The 19,520-nt window shown below is 68.7% G+C and carries 17 protein-coding genes; 11 read left to right on the top strand and 6 right to left on the bottom strand.

Annotated features, from left to right (window positions below; all coding sequences use genetic code 11):
- The first annotated feature begins 17 nt into the window (after positions 1–17).
- The 6 genes from J8M51_RS43855 to J8M51_RS43830 all read left to right on the top strand — a co-directional run bounded on the left by J8M51_RS43855 (position 18) and on the right by J8M51_RS43830 (position 5,456).
- Positions 18–1,001 carry an asparaginase gene (locus J8M51_RS43855; RefSeq protein WP_063817465.1) on the top strand — a complete coding sequence of 328 codons (984 nt, stop codon included), beginning with the start codon at positions 18–20 and terminating at the stop codon, positions 999–1,001.
- Positions 1,002–1,028: 27 nt separating this feature from the next.
- On the top strand, positions 1,029–1,511 hold the full coding sequence (locus J8M51_RS43850) for a PPC domain-containing DNA-binding protein (protein WP_060880435.1): 483 nt from the start codon (positions 1,029–1,031) through the stop codon (positions 1,509–1,511).
- Between the two features lie 13 nt (positions 1,512–1,524).
- Positions 1,525–2,793, top strand: coding sequence for a tetratricopeptide repeat protein (locus J8M51_RS43845; RefSeq protein WP_060880434.1), 1,269 nt, complete (start codon positions 1,525–1,527; stop codon positions 2,791–2,793).
- Positions 2,790–3,260: a GNAT family N-acetyltransferase gene (locus J8M51_RS43840; RefSeq protein ID WP_086757364.1), complete on the top strand. Its 471-nt coding sequence runs from the start codon at positions 2,790–2,792 to the stop codon at positions 3,258–3,260. Before J8M51_RS43845 ends, J8M51_RS43840 begins: the two co-directional genes overlap by 4 nt.
- 116 nt (positions 3,261–3,376) lie before the next feature.
- Positions 3,377–4,699 carry a hypothetical protein gene (locus J8M51_RS43835; RefSeq protein ID WP_060880458.1) on the top strand — a complete coding sequence of 441 codons (1,323 nt, stop codon included), beginning with the start codon at positions 3,377–3,379 and terminating at the stop codon, positions 4,697–4,699.
- A gap of 31 nt (positions 4,700–4,730) precedes the next feature.
- Positions 4,731–5,456: a 2'-5' RNA ligase family protein gene (locus tag J8M51_RS43830; RefSeq protein WP_086757366.1), complete on the top strand. Its 726-nt coding sequence runs from the start codon at positions 4,731–4,733 to the stop codon at positions 5,454–5,456.
- Between the two features lie 67 nt (positions 5,457–5,523).
- Here the strand turns inward: J8M51_RS43830 and J8M51_RS43825 are convergent, their stop codons facing one another.
- The 4 genes from J8M51_RS43825 to J8M51_RS43810 all read right to left on the bottom strand — a co-directional run bounded on the left by J8M51_RS43825 (position 5,524) and on the right by J8M51_RS43810 (position 9,468).
- Positions 5,524–6,735: a chorismate-binding protein gene (locus J8M51_RS43825; RefSeq protein WP_129260332.1), complete on the bottom strand. Its 1,212-nt coding sequence runs from the start codon at positions 6,733–6,735 to the stop codon at positions 5,524–5,526.
- Complete coding sequence (locus J8M51_RS43820; RefSeq protein WP_060880430.1) at positions 6,725–7,561, bottom strand: hypothetical protein; 837 nt, start codon at positions 7,559–7,561, stop codon at positions 6,725–6,727. The genes J8M51_RS43825 and J8M51_RS43820 overlap by 11 nt, the downstream gene beginning before the upstream one ends.
- A gap of 372 nt (positions 7,562–7,933) precedes the next feature.
- Positions 7,934–9,016, bottom strand: coding sequence for an aldo/keto reductase (locus J8M51_RS43815; RefSeq protein WP_060880429.1), 1,083 nt, complete (start codon positions 9,014–9,016; stop codon positions 7,934–7,936).
- Positions 9,013–9,468, bottom strand: a complete 456-nt coding sequence (locus tag J8M51_RS43810) for an ATP-binding protein (protein WP_079088917.1) — start codon at positions 9,466–9,468, stop codon at positions 9,013–9,015. The genes J8M51_RS43815 and J8M51_RS43810 overlap by 4 nt, the downstream gene beginning before the upstream one ends.
- A 396-nt stretch (positions 9,469–9,864) precedes the next feature.
- Here J8M51_RS43810 and J8M51_RS43805 point away from each other — a divergent pair, with 396 nt between their 5' ends.
- The 5 genes from J8M51_RS43805 to J8M51_RS43785 are packed head-to-tail and all read left to right on the top strand — an operon-like array spanning position 9,865 to position 17,157.
- Entirely contained in the window at positions 9,865–11,289 is a 1,425-nt protein-coding gene (locus tag J8M51_RS43805) for an FAD-dependent protein (protein WP_086757370.1), read from the top strand.
- Between the two features lie 31 nt (positions 11,290–11,320).
- The gene (locus J8M51_RS43800) at positions 11,321–12,409 is read left to right on the top strand and encodes a TauD/TfdA family dioxygenase (protein WP_060880425.1); all 1,089 of its coding nucleotides are present in this window, start codon (positions 11,321–11,323) and stop codon (positions 12,407–12,409) included.
- Positions 12,406–13,725 (top strand): AMP-binding protein, encoded by a 1,320-nt coding sequence (locus tag J8M51_RS43795; RefSeq protein ID WP_060880424.1) that lies wholly within the window; start codon positions 12,406–12,408, stop codon positions 13,723–13,725. Before J8M51_RS43800 ends, J8M51_RS43795 begins: the two co-directional genes overlap by 4 nt.
- 7 nt (positions 13,726–13,732) lie before the next feature.
- Positions 13,733–14,410 carry an HIT domain-containing protein gene (locus J8M51_RS43790; RefSeq protein ID WP_060880423.1) on the top strand — a complete coding sequence of 226 codons (678 nt, stop codon included), beginning with the start codon at positions 13,733–13,735 and terminating at the stop codon, positions 14,408–14,410.
- On the top strand, positions 14,407–17,157 hold the full coding sequence (locus tag J8M51_RS43785; RefSeq protein ID WP_179202151.1) for an AMP-binding protein: 2,751 nt from the start codon (positions 14,407–14,409) through the stop codon (positions 17,155–17,157). Before J8M51_RS43790 ends, J8M51_RS43785 begins: the two co-directional genes overlap by 4 nt.
- A gap of 82 nt (positions 17,158–17,239) precedes the next feature.
- Here J8M51_RS43785 and J8M51_RS43780 read toward each other — a convergent pair whose 3' ends face one another.
- Positions 17,240–17,767, bottom strand: a complete 528-nt coding sequence (locus J8M51_RS43780) for a TSCPD domain-containing protein (RefSeq protein WP_256965446.1) — start codon at positions 17,765–17,767, stop codon at positions 17,240–17,242.
- A gap of 203 nt (positions 17,768–17,970) precedes the next feature.
- Positions 17,971–19,365, bottom strand: coding sequence for a B12-binding domain-containing radical SAM protein (locus J8M51_RS43775; RefSeq protein WP_086758693.1), 1,395 nt, complete (start codon positions 19,363–19,365; stop codon positions 17,971–17,973).
- Between the last annotated feature and the right edge of the window lie 155 nt (positions 19,366–19,520).

The following is a 19,520-nucleotide window of genomic DNA, read 5'->3' as shown; positions in this document are numbered from 1 at the left end:
TCGAAAGGCGCTGCCCTGTGTCACACCGTCCGGAAGTTCACCTGCTCGCCTTGGGCGGCACCATCGCTATGGCGCCTTCCAGCGACGAGATGCAGGGTGTGAAGCCCCAGCTGGGTGCGGCCGACCTCCTGGCCGCCGTTCCCGAACTGTCCGGTTCGGACGTGTCTCTCAGCTTCACCGACGTCTTGAAGAAGCCAGGAGCGTCGCTGTCGGTAGACGACATTGCGGCACTTGCGCAGGTGATCGCCGAGCGCGAGCAAGAAGGCGCTTCGGGATTCGTCGTGACGCAGGGCACCGACACGATCGAGGAGACGGCCTACCTCCTCGACCTCTTCCATACGGGTCAGGCGCCCGTGGTCGTCACCGGGGCGATGAGGCATCACTCCATGCCCAGTGCGGACGGTCCGGCGAACCTGCTGGCGGCCGTGCAGACGGCCGCCAGCGCTGGCAGTCGTGGAATGGGGTGCCTTGTCGTGTTCTCGGACCGTATTCACGCCGGCAGGTTCGTACGCAAGGAGCACGCAACCGCTCCGGGAGCATTCGCATCGCCGCACACCGGGCCGATCGGGTACATCACCGAAGGTGCACCTCGTCTCCTTCTGACGCCCGCTCCGCAACAGCACGTGCCGCTGCCCCTGCTCAGGCCCGCACGCGTCGCTCTCATCACCGCAGGCCTCGGGGACGACGGAGAGCTGCTCCAAGGTCTCGGTGACCGTTTCGACGGCGTAGTCATCGCCGCATTCGGCGCAGGACACGTTCCGGAGACCTGGGCCGACCCGCTGGAGAAGATGGCCGAACAGATCCCCGTCGTCTTCGCGTCGCGCACCGGAGCCGGCAGCACCACCCGCAACACCTATGGTTTCCCCGGCTCGGAGCGCGATCTGCTGCGCCGCGGGCTGGTTGCCGCCAGAGACCTCGACCCGTACAAGGCGCGGCTCCTCCTTCTCGCCCACCTTCGCGCCGGCAGCGACCGCAATGGCATTGCCGCCGCCTTCGCCTGATCCCGGCCACCTGGAGACGTCAACCTGATGCGTGCCACCCCACTGACCATCGGCCGGACCTTCGGCGTCGCCTTCGACGACGGGGACGACTTCCTCCCGCAGCTCGGAGCGTTCTGCACCGAGTACGGGATCCGCTCCGCCTACATCCCTATGTTCCTTGGCGGCTTCCATTCCGTGCAGTTGGTCGGCACCTGCGATCCGATCGAGGACCCCAGTGCGCCGGTCTGGGCCGCCACGGAGTACTCGACGCTGGAGGCGCTCGGCAGCGGAACGATCGCCTGGGAAGAAGAAGGCGACGCCCTGGCCCCCCATATCCACGTCGCGGTCGGGCTCAAAGGTCAGGCCGCGGAGGGGAGGACCAGTCACCTTCTAGGAGGGCGCGTGCAGTTCATCTCGGAGCTGTTCGTCGTGGAAGTTACCGACCCGCTCATGACCAGGCCCAAGCTCGGCCGCCACGCAGTACCGACCCTTCAGTTCACTCAGCCCTTGCGCTCAGCCGAGAGCCAGTAAGGAGGGACCTGCGATGCCAGCGCGCACCACAAACTTCCGCACCATCGTGCAAGAGCGGCGCTGGACGTATGAGGCCTTCTGCATCCAGTGGAAGCGTGCCTGCGAGGAACTGGCCGAACGAGACAGAGACCCCCGCCTTGCCACCGTTCCGATGTCGCGCCGAACCTTCGACCGATGGATGAAGGGCGACCTCACGGAGCGGGGCCCTCGCCCGGACACCGCCCGAGTCGTCGAGTACCTCTTCGGCATTCCCGTTGGACAGGTCTTCGCCCAGTCCGATGAGGGCCCCGCCGAGGAGCCGGACCAGGCTGAAGCCGTCCGCCGGAGACTCGAAGGAACTCTGACCAGCGGACACATAAACGAGGCCGGACTCGCATCGTGGGAGGAGACGGTGGCCTGGCACGGCCGGGCCACCCGGTTCCGTCCCGAGGGCGACCTCCTGCGGGATTTACGCCGCGATCTCGACGCACTCAGCAGGGCGCTCGACCAGCGGCAATCGCTTGGAGCTATGCGTCGCCTCACAAGGTTTTCCGCCCAGATGGCCGGGCTCATGTGCCTTGTCCTGGTCCGCCAAGGCGATGATCATCAGGCGAATGCCTGGCTGCGCGTCGCCAGGGTCGCAGCGGAGGAAGCCGCGGACAGCGATGTCCGAGCGTGGATCCTCGCCGAAGGGGCGTATGCGCTGTTCTACTCCGGCGATCTCACCGGAGCGGCCCGCGCCGCCCGCCGGGCCCAAACCGTCAGTGCCCAGCCCACCGTCGGCGCCGCCCTGTCCGCTCCGCTGGAAGCTCGGGCTCACGCTGTCATGGGAGACCGCCGCGAAGCCGAGGCCGCCCTCGGCCGGGCAGAGAATGCGCTGGCTCATCTGGACGGAGACGACACCTCCGAGTCTGCCTTCGGCTACAACGAGGCCCAGCTGCGCTTCCACCAGGGCAACGTACTCACCCACCTCGGTCAGACGGACCGCGCCCGGGAAGCGCAGCAGCGAGCGCTCCAGCTCTATCCGGCGGACGAACACCTCGACAGGGCCCTGATCGACCTGGACGCCGCTGTGTGCCTGCTCCTGGACGGAGAGGCGGACGCAGCCGCCGACAGCACGGCGGAGATCCTTCGGAAGCTCCCGGCGCAGCACCGCTCCGGGATTATCTTGACCAGGGCCTGCCAACTTGAAGGGCTGCTCTCCACCCTCCCTAGCAGCCCCCGGCCCGTCCGAATGCTCCGCGATGTGCTTGCCCCACTCCAGCAGCGCACTGCTGCCGACCACGAAGGAAAGGCGTCATGAGCGAACTCACCGTGTCGAGTGCCGAGTCGGCCGACGTGACGTGCATCGCGGAACTCGTAGCAGAGATCGAGCAGTACTACGGCGGGGCAGTCGAAGGGGAACTGTCCGATCGTGCCGGCCGGCTGCGGGACATGCTCTTCGGACCGCACCCGGCAGCGACCGTCCTTCTGGCGCGCATCGGCGGCGACGTAGTCGGGATGGCCTCCTTCTCGCTGCTCTGGCCGGCCGCCGGTGACAGCCACTCGCTGTACCTCAAGGAGCTGTTCGTACGAGACGCCCACCGCCGTCACGGAGTGGCAAGTGCCCTGATGGCGCAACTTCACGAGGTTGCCGCCCAGCTCGGATGCAGCCGGATCGAATGGACGGCCGACCGAGACAACCCCGAAGCCCTGAAGTTCTATGAGGCCCTCGGCGCGACACCGCGGGACACCAAGGTCTTCTACCGTCAGACCGTCCCGCCGCGATAAACGCTTCAACCGGACGTCGCTTTCAGGCCGACTTTCGATAAGCGCAGGCAAGAAGAAGGCGGCCAGCCGCACTCTGTTCGGCCAGAGCCAGGATGAGGAGGGAATCGGCAGTGGTCATGCGTACCAACTACTTTCGGGTACTGGTCCAGGAACGACGCTGGACCTACGAGGCCCTGTGCATCCAGTGGAAGAGAGCGCGCGCAGAACTGGCGGAGAAGGACGGCGATCCGCGCCTGGCTGGTGTCGACCTCCCCCGACGAACCTTCGACCGGTGGATGAAGGGCGAACTCAGTGAGAGAGGGCCGCGCCCGGACTCCGCCCGCGTGCTGGAGCACCTCTTCGGTCTGACGACCGCGGTCCTCTTCGGACCGCCGCCCCCGGCTCGCGAGGCCCACCGCCGGCCGCCTGTCTCCGCTGCTCCCGCTCTCGCTGGGGGCGGATGGGGAAACCCCGGCGAGATCCTCCTCCAGGCCCAGGAGCTGATGACCAGCAACACCGATCCCGCTCTGCTCCGTCTGGCGGCAGAGTCGATCGAGAGCATCGTCCAGCGGTACGAGGAGCAGGGCCCCCAGCAACTCGTCGGCGAGGCGCGGCTGCTCCGGAAGATGGTGCGCACCCTCCTTCTCGGCCGACAGAGCTCCGGACAACGGCAGGAGCTCTTCGGTCTGGCGGCCCGGTCGTCCGGCCTGCTGGCGTACATGGCCGTTAACGCCGGGCACGCTGACGTGGCCGAGGCGTACTGCGTGGAGGCCGAAGCATTCGCTGACCAGGTCGGCGACGTGGGGACGAAGATGTGGGTCCTGGGCACCCGTGCCCTGAACCTCTACTACGTCGGCGATTACGCAGCCTCCGATGCGGCGGCTGCTCAGGGCATCGCGCTGTCACCGCAGAGTCCGCAGGCGATCAGGCTCTGGGTGAACGGCCGCGCCCGCGCTCTGGCCAGGAAGGGGGACGTCCGCGGAACCGTGCGAGCGATCGGGCGGGCGCTCGATCTCAGCGATCAGCAACAGCATCTCCCCGGTGGCGTCACCTCCTGCATCTCCTTCGAGGCGTACAGCCCCGCACGGACGCTCGCCAATGCCGTCACAGCCCATCTGTCGACCGGTGACGTCGCCAAAGTCCTCGAGTACGCCGGGCAGATCGAGGAGTTGGTCGAGCAATCACCCTCGCAGTGGACCAGGACGCTGGTGTCCCTCGACGTCGCCACCGCAATGCTGCGACAGGGCCGGCCCGACCTGGAGCAGGCCCTGTCGCTGGGAACCCAGGCCCTTCACGCGAGCGGCAGCTCGCCTATCCATTCGGTGTGGCAGCGGGCCACCGAACTCCTCCAGCACGCCGAGAAGTGGCACGCCGAGCCCGTCGTGCGCGACTATGCCAGTGAACTGGCGGCCCTGGACTACCAGCCGGCCGTCCAAGCGGAACCCGACGCACGGCCGTGACCGACGGCCCGAGCTCCCGAGGAGATCTAAGGTGACGACCCCGCTGATCGAGGACAGCAGGGCCTTCCCCGCCGTGCCGCCTTCCGACCTGGACGATCCCCAGCAGATCACCGCAAACGACTGGGACGCCTTCCAGGCAGTGGGAAGGATGACCAACCACTGGGACCGGCCCGGATGGGCACCAGGGCACCGTGCCTACTACTGGATGCTGACCTTCCCCGATGAGCCTGAGCTGATTGATCAGGCACGCTGGTGCCAGCAGGCCCTGGCCGACCTGGACATGGACGAAGTGCCCCATGACGGTCTGCACATCACCATGAACAAGATCGGTAGCTGTGCGGAAGTTGAGCCCAGAACGGTGGACCTCCTCGCCCACCTTGCAGACGGCAGGCTCGGCAGCCGCTTCGAGCTCCGCGCCGAGCCTATGGCCGGGTCCAAGGGCGCCATCCGGTTCAGCGTCACTCCGTGGACACAGCTCGTGGAGTTGCACACCGCCCTTCATCGCGCGGGCCAGGACGCCGGCGTCCCGGGCGGAAGGCCGAGCAGCCTCTTCCGCCCTCATCTCGGGATTCTCTACAACAACCGGGAGCGGGGTGCTGCACCCGTGATTGACGCCGTTTCCGATCTGCGGAAACGGCCCTCCGTCGCGCTCCGCCTCAAGCGGGTCGACATGGTCGAACTACGCCGCGAAGGACGTACGTACCGATGGAACGTCCTGCACAGCCTGGCCCTCTCAGACCGCTCGCTCTCCCGCTGATCGCAACGGCGCCGCGTGCACGGGAAGTGAGGGCGCCGGTAGGTACCGGACACCCCCACTTCCCGACTCAGCCGCGCCTCGCCACGCGAACGCTTCGGGCCTTGAGCGCAATCTCGGCCGCTTCCCCATCCGGGCTCGACCTGGCTGTGACCGCCGCCCCGACCGGCAGCCAGGTCTGGCCATCCCGCTGGAAGACGGTGCGTAAGAGCTGCGACCACTGGAGTCTGCCGTTGGGCGCCGCACACCCAACCAGGCCGTAGTACGGACCGCGCGGGAACTCCTCCAGCCGCGCGATCTCGGACAGCCCCTCGGCGGGCGAGGCCCCGGTGGGCAACACTCCCAGCAGAACACTGGCCGGATCGCTTCCGGGTTTGGGCTCCACGGACAGCCGGGTCATCCCGTGGACCAGCTCCTCGAGTTTCAGGACCTCCCGCGGCCCCGCACTGACAGCGGCGAACTGGCTGAACGCGCTCAGCAGCGAGTTTATGGACGACCGATGCTCCTCGACGAGGCGAAGATCCCAATCCGGGGGACGTCGGCTTGCAGGACTGTGTCCGGACGTGCCGGACAACTTGTGACAGGTGAAGTGTTCCAGCGAGCCGTCGACCAGGAGCTCCGGACTGGTTCCCGCGAACTCCAGCCCATCACGGTGGCAGTAGAACGAGCGGGATAGGCCATGAGCGTCGGCCTGTCCCGCAGCCATGGTGGAGATCAGGTCCACCGGTCCGCTCCAGCCGTGCCGCGTTGCGACCGTCAGCCGGCGGTCCGGTGCCTGTCCCACCCAGCCCAGGGTGTCGGCGACCATGTCGCGGAAGCGATCAACGGTCTCCTGGTGGAGTGGGGGCGGCGAGCCTGTGCTGGTGGCACGCTGTCCTCCGCGCGGCAGGTGCAGCGGACCGGCGGCGGAGGTGGCGCTGCCGTCGTCCCTGATCACCAGGACTGACTCCGGGGTGAACAGCATCACCTCAGGATCGGATCCAACGGCCAGGGTGCTGCAGCGGCTGTGGTGCGCCCCGAACCCGATGTACCCCATGACCCACCGGCCGTCAGCGGCCTCGAAGAAGGACCGGAGCCCGGCCAGCAGGGACTGCGGTGTTGTCGCCTCCCGACCGGGAAGCGACAACGAACACACTCCGCGGGTGACCTCCAGCTGCCCCGCGCTGCCTAGGCCGACGACGACACGGCGGCGCGATCCGTAACTGAAGACCGTGTTCGACGGGTCCTCGATGCGGTGCCCGGAGAGGACTGGCCGGGCATGCCTGCGTGCATCAGAGGTCAACTGGACTCATTCCCAGGCAGTCCAAGAGGAAGCTGAGGTGGCCCGTGAGGAAGGCAACCGTCCGCGGATGGTTCTTGCTCGCGCTGACGGCCGCCACTTCCCCGGCCGTCAGCATGCCGCCGAACTGCTCGTTGCGCTCCAGCAGCTTCTGGCGCGAGATCTCTTCCAGGATCTCGGAGACGCGACCCCACTGCTCCTCGTCCAGACCCGCTTCGCGGGCCGCCTGGAAGCGGCCGAGCAGGTGCCGGGTCTCGTCCTCGATCGTTCGATCAGCGACGGCGAGCACCTCGCGGTCCACCTCGCTGGAGAGGTCCAGCAGGTCCTTCGCTGAGCGAATCCCGAAGTAGAGGCCCAGGCCACCGCCCTCGGACAAGTCGACCGCGATGGCGCCGAGCTTGTCCTCCCGGTAGCTCAGACGCAGCTCGGTGAGCGCGCTTCCCTCCCTCAACTTCCCGAGTTCGGCGATAGCCGGCGGGGGCGTGTCGGACTCGATGAGCAGGAACAGGTCGTGCAGCTGGGCGTAGTGCCGCAGCTCGTCGGAGGCGAAGCTCAGCTTGGTGTAGGTGCTCTTCAGCGGGGAGGGCGCGACCGCCCCCTGGCCCAGCGGCGCCACTTCTGCGGCCACTTCCGCGATCATGCTGGCCACAGTCGTGTGCCGGGGTCCGTAGACCCCGCTGCCGGTCCACTCCTTGAACATCTGGTGCCCGACCCAGACCTTGTCGGTGGCGGTGCTCCTGGCGCTGGAATCGAAGTATCGGCGGGCGATCTCGTGTTCCGCGGCCCAGTAAGGGGCGCTCATACGCAGCGCCTGCTGGATCGTTCCCATGTGTCCTCCGTGATGGTGTGCGAGAGGCCGTTGCCTGGCTGTGTGGCGAGGCGGCGTTCGGATGTTGCGTCTGGGCATGAGACGACCGAAGGCGTGGCCGACGGCGTCATGAGTTCTGCAGCACGGGCGAACCGGCGTAGTGGTAGGGCAGACCGTCGTGCTCCAAGGCGCGGGCCGACTTCGGGGCTCGCTAGCGGTGGCGGGTGGACAGGCCTGTGCGTGGGGCCTGCGGGCTCCTTGCTGACCTGGAGCTCTGTGGGGGGCGGGGCCTAAATGCCGGTGGAAGCCAGTTGCGGCGCGGGGGAGCCCTCGCCCGGGACGCGTCCGAACGGGAGGAGGATGTGGAGGGCTCCGGACCTGCGAGCTGCACGGTCACACCGCCACCTCCACGCGACGGTAGGAATCACCGGAGGCGTGGAGTTCGTTACGTATCCGAGCGTAGGTGGCATCGACGAAGGCGAGCTCGTCCTGCGTCAGTGACTCTCCGAGGCAGGAGTAGTTCTCGCGGATCTGCGCAGGTGTGGTGAAGCCGACGATCACCGCCGTGTGGTCAGCCTGCTGGAGGCTGTACCGCAGGGCGACGCGGACCAGCGCCTGCGGATCGCGACCGAAGCGTTCGCGCAGTGTCTCCAGGCCACGGTCAATGATCTCGAGCCCCGGATTGGAGAACCACCGCTTGTGACGCCGGTGGTCGCCAGGGCCGAAAACAGCAGGGACACCCGGGTGGTACTTCCCGGTCAGCAGGCCCTGGGCAAGGGGCTCGGTGAGCATCAGGGAAACGCCATGGCGCGCGGTGAAGCTGAAGAGGTCCTCACCGTCGACCAGGGCCGGCGGGCTCAGCGGGTTGCACCGGGTCCAGAGCACATCGGGGCGCAGCAGGCGGAAGATCTTGGCGAATCGTGCGCTGCGTACGTCTGCGGCGTCCCTGCGGTCCGAGGCGAGAGGGTGTGGCCCGCGCATACCGATGGCCTTGATGTACTCGGCATCCCGCAGGGCGTGCATCTGGTTGATGGCGACATGGAGATAGTCGTCGTCGTCCCCGAAGTCGAGGGTGTGGAGGAAGTACGCGTCCAGATACTCGACGCCCAGATTCTCCATGCTCTGCTCGAACTGATGACGCAGCTTGGGGCCCGCGTAGGGGTGCGGAGCCGTGCCCCGCACCCATCCGATCTTGCTGGCGATGCGCACCGATTCGCGGTCGACCTCTTTGAGGAGCTGCCCCAGCAGCCTCTCGGAGTGGCCGTGGCCGAACACGTCGGCCGTGTCGAAGAAGTTCGCGCCGTGGTCCACCGCGGCCCGCAGACCATCGAGCGACCGCGCGTCATCGACGGTGCCCCACCCGACCGGCTGGCCCGCGTTGACGGTCGGTCCTCCGATCGCCCAGCAGCCCACTCCGAGCGGATTCACGGTCAGTCCGGGCGCGATGTGTCGCGGTTTGAGGTCGGGGGCGGTCATCGTGAGCTGTTCTCCTGGAGCGCAAGGGCGAACACCGCGACTACCGCCTTGCCGCCGGCCTCGGTGGGTTCGGCGAACCACTCCTCGGCCAGCCGCTCAACGATGCTGAGACCGCGGCCGTTCTCGTCGGACTTCTCCGCAGACTTGACGGCCACCGCGGCACAGTTCGTACCGGCATCGAGCACCCGAACCGTGGCCTGATCCTGGCCCACCTCCAGCAAGAGCGCCCCGATGCCGGGAGTGTGCCGGAGGGCGTTGGCGACCAGCTCGTCCACGACCAGGACCACGTCGTCGACCGTGGCCGCGTCAGTCCTTCCCTTCAGGACTGTGCGGACCTGTGAGCGTGCGGCTCTGGTGGGCCACTTGCTGGCGCTGAGGTCGAGGCAGTGCTGCTCGGGGGCGCGGTTGAGGCGGCTGGACGGTTTCAGCGCAGCCGGTAGGGGTGGCACCATCGTCTCCCTCGTGCACGTGCGGTGGCAGCTGGCGGGGTGGGCCCGTCAGCGGGAGGCCTGCTGAAGGCCCGTTTCCACGGTGGGGGAATCACGGTGGCGTCGGTACGCCATTGGGTTGCCACTTCACTGCCATTTCGTCCGGAGGCATGGGCGACATATGCGGGGTGTTGGCGCCGAATCATGCGCTTTGCGGTGATGGAGGGGTGCGGGGTGACCGGCCGCCAAGTGGCAGAGAAGTGGCAGACGAATGGCGTACCGACGCCATGCAGGCCGGGCGACCGTAGACGCCAGCAGCCCTCGGCGAGTTGACGTACGAGCAGTTCGCCGAGGGCAGCATCCAGCGGACCCCCGGATGGGCGTCTGCGTACCGATCCAATTCCTCAGCCGGAGGCTGCCGTGCCCTTACCTTCCACGTCCGCGTTCTCGGGCCGTCCCACCCAGTACGACACCCTGGTCATCGGCGCCGGTCCGGCGGGACTGCTCGCCGCGCTCCGCGCAGGAGCCCCGACCGGCGGCGTCCTCGTCCTGGACCAGGGCGACGACATCGACGGGCGTATCCGGGCCCGCGAGCTGGGCCAGGACGAGAAGCGCACCATCACCTCGGGATTCGGGGGCGCCGGAATGTTCAGCGACGGCAAGCTGTGCCTGTCGCACCGCATCGGCTCCACCATCTCCCACCGCTTCCCTCCGCACGAGGTCGAAGCACGCCAGTACGCCATCGACGAGATCTTCCGTGGTGGCGAGGACGCCCCGCTGCACGGCGCCGACGACGTCAGGGCCGCCGAGCTGGCCGAACGGGCGGCGGCTGAGAACCTCGAGTACCTGCACTACCCCGTCCGCCACGTCGGCAGCGATCAGCTCATGCGCATGACGTCCGCCCTTCGCCAGCGCGTCGAAGCCGTGGCTCCCGTGTTCTGCGGAATACGTTGCACCGAAGTTCGGCCCTCGCCTGTCGCCAATCACCGCTGGGAGGTCCGGGTCACCGGCAACAACTGGGCAGAGCCGATGCCCCTGTACGCGGACAACGTCGTGCTCGCACCGGGGAAGATCGGCGCTGCCTGGCTGCGTGCGCTCGGGAACACCCTGGGGCTGTCCCGCAAGAAGGCGCAGCCCAAGCTCGGCTTCCGCCTGGAGGGGCCGCGCGAGTTCCTGGACCTCCTGCTGAAGGTCGCGACCGACCCCAAGGTCATCTGGAAGCCGGGCGCAGGAGCCGAGGTCCGCACGCACTGCGTCTGCTTCGGCGGGGATGTCGTCCCGGCGCAGTACCAGGACCTCACCCTCGTCGGCGGACACTCCACCAGCGACCACGGGCACGACCGCAGCAACACCGCGGTGCTGGCCACCGCCGGTGACGCGTTCCCCCTGAGTACGGAGCACGTGCGCGACCTCGTCGCCCGGATGAACACCGCCACCGGAGGCCGGGTCATGGCCCAGACGCTCGGCGACTTCCTGGCCGGCGTGCCCACCACCGGCAGCGTCCTCGGTGCTGCGCACGGATTCGTCCCCAGCATCCCCGACGCCGTCCCGGGCAACCTCGCCGCTCTCTACCCCCAGCCGATCGTCGCCCTGCTCCGCGACTACCTCCACCGCCTCGCCCGGCTCTGCCCCCAGGCCCTGAACCCCAGCAACATGCTGTACGGGCCGGCCGTCGAGCGCTGGGCCGACCGCTTCGAAGTAGGCGACGACATGCAGGCCCCAGGGCACCCCGGCCTCTACCTGGTCGGTGACGGCCCGGGCCTCACCGGCGGGATCATCGGCGCCGCCGACTCCGGCTGGCTCGCCGGTGACGCGATCGCCGCCCGCCGCAGCGTCAACGCCTGACTCCCCCGGCCCGCCCCCTCAAGGACTCAACATGCTGACTTCCGACCGTGCCCCCCGCCCCAAGTGGCTGACCTCCGACGAGGCCCCGCTGTGGGACCGAAGCACCTTCTCCCCCGAAGCCTGGACGTACACGCTCGCGCGCGAGGAGACCAACGAGATCATCGACGCGCTCAGGGTGGCGCAGAACCGGCTCACCGACCGCGACTTGCTCACCGACCGCGACATCAACCGCGGGGACTTCCCCCTGGGCCACGTCGGCTCGATCCTGGAATCGATCTCCAGCGAGGTGTCCGACGGCCGCGGCTTCGCCGTACTGCGCGGATTGCCCGTCGATCGGCTCGACGAACATCAGAACGCGCTGCTCCTGCGCGGCCTGGCCGCCTACCTGGGACCCATCGCCACGCAAAGCCGGGACGGACAGCTCATCCGGCACGTCCGCGCGACCGGCCGCGCGCTGGGCGACGCAACCGTGCGCGGCCATCAGACCGCCGACCGACTGTGGTTCCACACCGACGGCGCCGACGCCGCAGCCCTGCTATGCCTGTCCACGTCCGAGACCGGAGGGCTCTCGCGTCTAGCCTCGGCCGGCACCGTCCACAACCAGATGCTGAACGCCTCCCCGACGTGGACCGCCGAGCTGTACCAGCCGTTCCACTTCCACATGGCCGGCGGCAACGTGCCCGGCCTGCCCCCCACCTTCATCTCGCCGGTCTTCTCCCTCCACCGAGGCCGCTTCTCCACCCGCTACGTACGGCACACGCTGCTGGAGACCCCCACCGTCACGGGCGTCCCGCTCCACCGGAACGCGATGGCCGCCTTCGACCTGCTGGAAGAAATCGCCGACGAGAACAGCGTCGACATGGAACTGCACGCGGGAGACCTCCAGCTGGTCAACAACCACACTGTGTTCCACTCCCGCACCGCCTACCGCGACCCGCGGCCCCCCGCCGAGCCCCGTCACCTGCTCCGGTCGTGGGTCACCTTCCCCCACTACCGCGGCCGCCGGGCCGCAGAGGCGGACGAGTACCTGCGCTTCGGGTGGCTCACCGACGACCAGCAGCAGCAGCTCGCCACCTCCTGGAAGCCGCCGACCGTTCCCGATCCGGCCCCCGCCGCATGAGCGTGCACCCGCCGGGGACGGCGTGGCACGCGGACGTCCTCGGCAAACTCCACCGCACGGCCCGTCAGCGGCCCGACCACCCCGCCGTCATCGACCGCAACGGCACGACGAGCTTCCGCTCCCTCTACCTGGCCGCCGCCCGGCAGGCCCAGGCCCTGGAGTCCCGTCCCGATCACGGCGCGGGCGTCGCGGCACTGCGCGCCGCACCCAGCGCCGCGTTCTTCATCCAGGTGTGCGCCACTCTCATGGTGGGCCGCACGCCCTTGGTCCTGCCCGCCCGCGTGCCCGAAGCGGAAGCATTGCGCACCGTACAGACGTCAAGAAGAGCGGGCTGCCGCCCGTGGAAGGCGGTCCTGGCCGTATCGGGCCATCAGCAGGTGCCGGTCCTGACGCACGGCGAGTCACCTGCCGCTCCACGCAAGGCCCGCGCTCTGGGCATGCGGCCCGGCGGCCGTGCCTTCTTCGCCGCCCCCATGCACCTGAACGGGCCGTTCGAGTTCGCGCTGCGCCAACTGCTCCTCGGCGGCTGCATCATCCTCGCCCCCCGCTTCGAGGCCGAGCAGTGGCTGGAGAGCGTCCGCAGCCACAAACCGGACTGGGCGTTCTTGGTTCCGACGCAGATCCACCAGGTCTGGGACGCACGTCCGCCCCGCGAAATCCGTAGCGACTGCTCCTCGCTGCGTCTGCTTCTGCACTCCTCAGCCCCGTGTCCGCCCCCGCTTCGCCAGCGCCTGACCGACGTCCTGGGGCCCGAGCGCGTCGCGGAGTACTACGGGACCACCCTGTACGACGGGACCTTCAGCACCTACACCTCTCCCAGCCCCGGTGGAACTCCGCTGCCCGATACGGACCTGCGGATCGTCGACCCCAGCCGCCGGCCCGTAGCGGCCGGCATCCAGGGAACCATCGAGGGCCGCAGCCGGACCGGACTCATCTCCCACCGCACCGACCAGCCATGCGCCGGCCGGCCGCAATGGCAGAGCGTCGGCGACCTCGGCAGGCGTATCAAGGACACCGACCGCATCGAGGTCACCGACGTGGCCGTCCCCGGCCGCGCCATCGTGGCAGGCGTCAAGATCGCCGTGGCCGAGACCCACGCCACCCTGTCCGCCCACTCTGCCGTACGGGACTGCGAAATCCACGTCAGCCCCCACGACCGGTTCGGATCCGTTCTGTCCGCCGTCGTACACACCGAGGACCCAGCGCTCACCCCATCGGTCCTGCGCACCTGGTGCGCCCAGCGGCTGACATCGCCTCAGCGCCCCCACACCATCGAGCTGCACCGGACAGCAGCTCTCGACCACTCGACCCTGTGAGAGGGACATGCCCGACTGCGACCTGTGCCAGGCCATCGACCCGAGCGTCGACGACTGCACTCTGCAACGCCATCTCCATGCCGGTCAGCAACGTGTCATGGCCTCGAACGAGCACGCCGCGGCGGTACCGACCATCGGCGCCTTCGTCCCCGGCTACCTGCTCGTGGTGCCCACCACCCACACGCTTTCGCTCGGCCAGCTGAGCAACGAAGAGCTGGAGGGGGTGGAGGACCTGGCCCGCGACCTCACTGATCAACTGCACCGGGTCTACCGGCGGCCGACCCTCAGCTTCGAGTACGGCCTCAACCTCCCTGCCGCGCGGCGCATCGGCCACGGTCATCTGCACATACTCCCCAGCACTGCCGACCTGGGTGGATGGCTCGCCCGCCGTGTACCCGGATATGAAATCGCCAGCTACACCCAGGTCCCCCGGGGCGCCGACACCTCCTACATCACCGTCCGGGACCAGACCGGCACCCTGACCTGCTTCCCGGTTCCCAACGATGCGTTCCCCCGGATCCGGTTGCGGAAGATCGTGGCACGGCTCGATCCGCAGATCGAAGACACCGCATGGGACTGGGAGGCTCACCCCTTCCCCGAACTGATGCGGGCCACCGTCGAGGACCTCACCACCGTCAAGCCGGCCCGCCCGGAGGCGGCCTACCGGGCCGGGGCACCCAGATGAACGGTGACCTCGACTTCGCGAGCCTGTGGCGGCGTATCGCCGCCGACCATCCGGAACGGCCGGCCCTCATCCACGGAACCAGCACGGTGACCTGGCAGCAGTTCGACGACCAAGCCGCCGCGCTGGCCGCACATCTGCGAGGCCAGGGGGCCGGTCGCGGGGACGTCGCCGCGCTGGCGCTGCCCAACCGGCCGGAACATCTGGTCTGCCTCGCTGCCTGCCTGCGTATCGGCCTCGTACCCGCCAACGTCAACTACCGCTACCGGGCCCGCGAACTCGAGGGCATCCTCACTATGCTCGCGCCGGCCGCCGTCTTCCTGGCACCCGAACAGCTCCCGGCAATGGTCGCCGCTCGCACCGGGCTTCCCGGATGCCGAACGTGGATCGCCACGGGCCCGCAGGATCTGCCCGTCTGGGCGGAGTCCCTGGAGCACATCCTGCGGGCCGGCGGCGCCCGGAGCTCGGACGAGCACTGCTTCTCCTCGCCGGATGACACATTCATCAAGTGCACCGGTGGCACGACCGGCGCACCTGCCGCGATCCGCTGGCGCGTGGGAGACCTCGCGCGCAACCTCAACGCCCACAATCCGTGGCTGCGCCGCGACAGCACCCAGACCGCGGGCCCGATCCCGGTCGCGGACGCCCGGCTGGTCGTCGCAAGCCCGCTCATGCACGGCTCGGGGCAGACCCGGGCCCTGGGCGCGCTGTGCGCCGGAGGCACGGTGATCACCGTGCCTCAGCCCGGCCCGTCGGCCATCTGGGACGCCGTTGCCCAGCACCGTGCCGACACCCTCGCCATCGTCGGCGACCCTCTCGCGCGCCCCCTGGCTACCGCCCTGCATCGAAGGCCCGGCCGCTGGGACCTCTCCCGCCTGTCCACCATCACCTCATCGGGCGCAGCGTGGAGCCAGCAGGTCAAGCGCAGCCTCTTGGGGGCCCTGCCGCACGTGCAGCTCATCGAGACGCTGGGCGCCACAGAGGCGACCGGCATCGGCTCCTCCGTCGCCACAGCCGCCTATGTGCCGGCTACCGGGACCTTCGATCTCGGCCCCAATGCCGTCGTACTGCGAAGCGACGGGGCCCCCGCGTCTGTCGGGCAAAACGGCCTCCTGGCCGTCGCCACGCCGCACCCCCTCGGCCTCCACCCCAGCGGCGGCCTTCCGGCCGAGCGTTTCCGCGTCAGCGGCGGCACCACGTATCTACTCTCCGGAGACCACGCCCGGCTGACCACCGAGCGCCGCATCGTCCTGCTCGGCCGGGACAGCGAGTGCGTAAGCATCGGTGGGGAGAAGGTCTACCTTCCGGAAATCACCCACGTCCTGCTCAAGCACCCTGACGTCCAGGACGCGGCCGTCGTGCCACTGGCTCATCCCGTACGCGGAACCACCCTGGGGGCACTCCTCCAGCTGAAGTCCGGAGCCGAGGTGGAGGACGTTCGCCGATTCGCCCACGGCCAGCTCGCGGACTTCAAGGTCCCTCGCTCGGTCGTGCGGGTCGGCGCCATCCCGCGGTCCGAGGCGGGCAAGCTGGATACCGCCGCTGCCCGTATCCGTCTTGAGCAGGCCCAACGCGCTTCCGCTCCCGTCAGCGAGGAACCCACCATCGCCCCCCGATCTCCCGCTGCCAGCTCCGGTGTCTGGCAGCACCTCACCCAGGTTGCCGAGCGCGAGCAACTCCTCCTTGAGAACGCTCTGGCCTCCCTGTTCATCAACCCGGCCCTGGACGACCAGGCCGGCAAGGCCCTCGGCTACCCCGAGTGGCCTCAGCCGCTCACTCTCCTGCCGGTCCTGGCGCCCGAGCTGGCCAACGCCACCGAGGACCTCTCCCTCCTTCTGCAGGCGTCCGCAGACGCCACCGCCGAAGTGGTCGAAGCGGTTGCCCGGCATGGCTGGCCGAGGCTCGACCGGTACGGTCCCGACGTCGTCGACGCGGTCTGGCTGCTGATGCAGCACGCGGATCTCGCGGGCGAGCGCAGAGACGAACTCCTATGCGAAGCAACCCGCAACGCCACCACAGGGCTCATCGACGGCCGGCACCTTGCGCTGCTGGACGACCGGATCCAGTCCCTGCACGGACAGCCGCAGCGCTACGGCACCTTCATGCTCGTCCGAGACGAAGAACCGCGCTTCATCTACCCTCTCGACGGCCCCTACGCCACGGTTGACGAGCGACGTCGACTCATCGGCATGCCCCTGCTCCATGAGGACCTCAACCACGCCTACAGTCCGATCACCCCCTACGGGGCCGGCCGGACCACCGCGAGCAACCGCTTCACGCCCCGGCCCGGGCCGGGGCGGTTGCACACGGCCGGAGCACGCCGGATTCTGGCCAGCGAGCCTGTTCCGCCCGGGGCCGTGCCGGTGTACCTTGCGGCCACCCTCCGCCATCGCAACAAGACCCGTCAGCTCCGCGACAGTCTGCCCGCACCGCTGCACTCCACCTCGCGGTGGCTCGACCTCGACCCGCTCACCCGGCCGAGCTGCCAGTTCGATGCGGGGATAGCGCTCAACCGGCTCGCCGCGCGGCTGTGTCTGGAGGACGTCCGCCGGTCCAAGGTGCTGATCGCCATGGAGTTCAGCCGGCGCAGCGCGGGGCTCAGCGTGGAGATCGGCTGCGCGCTGGCTGCCGGCATCCCGGTCATCTACGTGGGTGAGCCGAGCTGCTCCTTCGACATGCTTCCCGAGGTCGCCCTCGTGCCCGATGTGGATGCCGCGATCGAGACCGCCCTCACCTGGACGAATTCCTGAACCTGGCACGCGGGCTCTCACGCAGACGGAAGGGCCGGCGCCGCGATTCGTTCGCGGCGCCGGCCCTTCCGTGTCGTGGTCCTCAGCCCTGGCGGGGGCCCGTGACCGTCGGCGCGGACATGGCCATGCCGATCATGTCGGCCCAGGCCGCGTCTCCGACGTTGTCCTGGAGCTCCTTGGCCGCGCGCTCGTCCGCGGTCAGCACGCCGAACTGGACCCGCGTCTCGTAGGGTAGGAAGTCGAGCGCCAAGCGCCGGCCGACGTAGTCCAGTACGGAACTGGCGTGCTTGATCTCGGGGTCATTGGTCATCCCGGCGGGCTCGAATCGCATGCTGACGTACTCGCGGACGAACACCTCCAGCGGGACCTGGTGGCGCAGGCCCTGGGTGATGGTCGTGCTGAAGCCGTCCATCAAGCCCGCCATGGTCGACCCCTGCTTGGCCATGAAGATCGTGACCGCAGCGGGACGGCCGTCCTCGGTGCAGGCGACTGTGAGGTAGCCCTTGCCCTCGCCCACGTTGAACGAGCGGGTCGTCGACTTCAGGCGCCGTGAAGCCCGCGGGGGCACCTGGGCGAGCGGGTATCCCGCGCTCTGGTTCGTACGCGCCATGCCGTCAACGGTTCGGTCCGCCATCGATGTGTCCTCTGGGTGGTCGAAATGGGCATAACAGTACCGTCGCCCACAACCTATGGGCATCTTACGCTCGGCAGCCACAAGATGTGGGATCTCCACCGTAGAGGGGCGGGGCGGCTGGCACCAATCGCGGCACGCCGAACCCCGGCCCCCAGCACGGCTGTTCGGGGATGGGGTGTTCAGGCATCCACGAGGCGGGGCAGCGATCGGACGAGAACGCCCGGATGCCTCTGCTTGAGCTCCAGGAGCCGCCCCAGCACCCGTCGGCGGAAGTCAGGTCGGCCGGACCAGATCGCGCTGCCGGAATAGGTGTCGCTGCGCGCCCAGTCGCGCTGGCTGCGCCCGTCGTCCTCGGTGGCGCCGAAGAGCGCGTCGTACATATCGGTGGCCGGGAACGGTGTGAAGAAGTGATGCTTCTGCTCGTTGTGCGGGAGCAAGGCCAGGTCTTGGACGAGGCGGAACGTGAGGTCACTGTCCTCGTCGGTCTCCTGCGGAAGGTCGTGGATCCAGCTGGTGAGCTGGATGATGCCGGCCGCCGACAGCATCCGGCAGCCGTCGATCGTGTGCTGGACCGTCGCGTTCTTCGTCATCAGTTCCAGCATCCGGTCGGAGCCTGATTCGCAGCCGACGAAGATCGCGCTGAAGCCGACCTTTCGGAGCCGTTCGAGATCGATGTGCCTGGCGAGGTTCACGATGTCCTTGGCCCGCATGTTGGCCCGTAACTGAATGCACAGGCCGCGGCGTTCCATCTCCTCGACGATGCCGATCACCCGCTGAGTGTTGGTCGAGAAGTTCGGGTCCATCAGGCTGATCTGGTCCGGCGCATAGGTTCTCCACAGCGCCTCGACCTCGTCGACGACCCGTTTCGGCGGCAGCCCCTTCCAGCGGCGCAGACTGGTCTTCGGCTCGCTGCAGAACCCGCAGGGGTGCGGGCAGCCCGAGGACGTCAGGTAGCTCAGGTCCCGGACCTGGTCGGTGTAGTACGCGGTGACCGGAATGAGGGTGTAGTCCAGCGGCGGGATGGTGCTCATGTCCGCCAGGGCGCCGTACGGGGTTTCCAGGATGCGGTCCGCCACCGTGCCGTGCAGCGAGATCTCGCGTCGCCCGTCGCGGTAGGCGAGGTTCGGGATGGCCGCGAGCGAGGCAGTGTCGGTCAGGCCGCCGGTCCGCTCGGCCAGCTCCGCCAGTGCCACGGCCGCGGCCTCACCCGGCCCGAGGACAACCACGTCCACCCACCGCTCCCGCAGGATGCCCCGGTAGGCGAGAGAGGCGTGGTAGCCACCCCAGACCAGCGGCACGTTCGGCGCGTGCTCACGGACCGTGCCGATCGCGTCTAGCACGTTGCCGATGCTCGGGCCCGTCATGCACGAAACCCCGACGTAGAGGGCGCTCTTGGCCTCCTCCGCCAGCTTGCTGCGCCACTCCGGTTCGATCTGGCAGTCGATGATCACCGGCTCATGCCCGGCGGCCCGCAGCGCTGTGCCGACCGTCAGCACGGACAGCGGATGCCAGGGGTAGTCGGACTCGCCAGTAGCGAGCGGGTCCACCCCGGCGAACAGGACGATCTTCCCCACTGAAGTTCACACTCCCAGGCTGTAGGTGTCTCTTCCGCCAAACAGCGGCCTCGATCCAGCCTCGCGTCACGCCGACGGCGTAGGTACGCCATGGGCCTGCCACTTGACTGCCACTTCCCCCGCGGACGCAGGCGGGCTCACGATGTGCGGCTCGA

It is taken from the genome of Streptomyces griseiscabiei, assembly GCF_020010925.1.
Lineage (GTDB): Bacteria > Actinomycetota > Actinomycetes > Streptomycetales > Streptomycetaceae > Streptomyces > Streptomyces griseiscabiei.
The sequence above is the reverse complement of the archived record's forward strand: the minus strand, read 5'-3'. Positions and strand labels throughout refer to the sequence as shown.

Coding starts and splice junctions, on each gene's coding strand:
- J8M51_RS43820 (WP_060880430.1), bottom strand. CDS start 7,561: ATGGGAACGATCCAGCAGGCGCTGCGTATGAGCGCCCCTTACTGGGCC.
- J8M51_RS43845 (WP_060880434.1), top strand. CDS start 1,525: ATGCCAGCGCGCACCACAAACTTCCGCACCATCGTGCAAGAGCGGCGC.
- J8M51_RS43850 (WP_060880435.1), top strand. CDS start 1,029: ATGCGTGCCACCCCACTGACCATCGGCCGGACCTTCGGCGTCGCCTTC.
- J8M51_RS43800 (WP_060880425.1), top strand. CDS start 11,321: ATGCTGACTTCCGACCGTGCCCCCCGCCCCAAGTGGCTGACCTCCGAC.
- J8M51_RS43780 (WP_256965446.1), bottom strand. CDS start 17,767: ATGGCGCGTACGAACCAGAGCGCGGGATACCCGCTCGCCCAGGTGCCC.
- J8M51_RS43815 (WP_060880429.1), bottom strand. CDS start 9,016: ATGACCGCCCCCGACCTCAAACCGCGACACATCGCGCCCGGACTGACC.
- J8M51_RS43835 (WP_060880458.1), top strand. CDS start 3,377: ATGCGTACCAACTACTTTCGGGTACTGGTCCAGGAACGACGCTGGACC.
- J8M51_RS43810 (WP_079088917.1), bottom strand. CDS start 9,468: ATGGTGCCACCCCTACCGGCTGCGCTGAAACCGTCCAGCCGCCTCAAC.
- J8M51_RS43790 (WP_060880423.1), top strand. CDS start 13,733: ATGCCCGACTGCGACCTGTGCCAGGCCATCGACCCGAGCGTCGACGAC.
- J8M51_RS43785 (WP_179202151.1), top strand. CDS start 14,407: ATGAACGGTGACCTCGACTTCGCGAGCCTGTGGCGGCGTATCGCCGCC.
- J8M51_RS43840 (WP_086757364.1), top strand. CDS start 2,790: ATGAGCGAACTCACCGTGTCGAGTGCCGAGTCGGCCGACGTGACGTGC.
- J8M51_RS43795 (WP_060880424.1), top strand. CDS start 12,406: ATGAGCGTGCACCCGCCGGGGACGGCGTGGCACGCGGACGTCCTCGGC.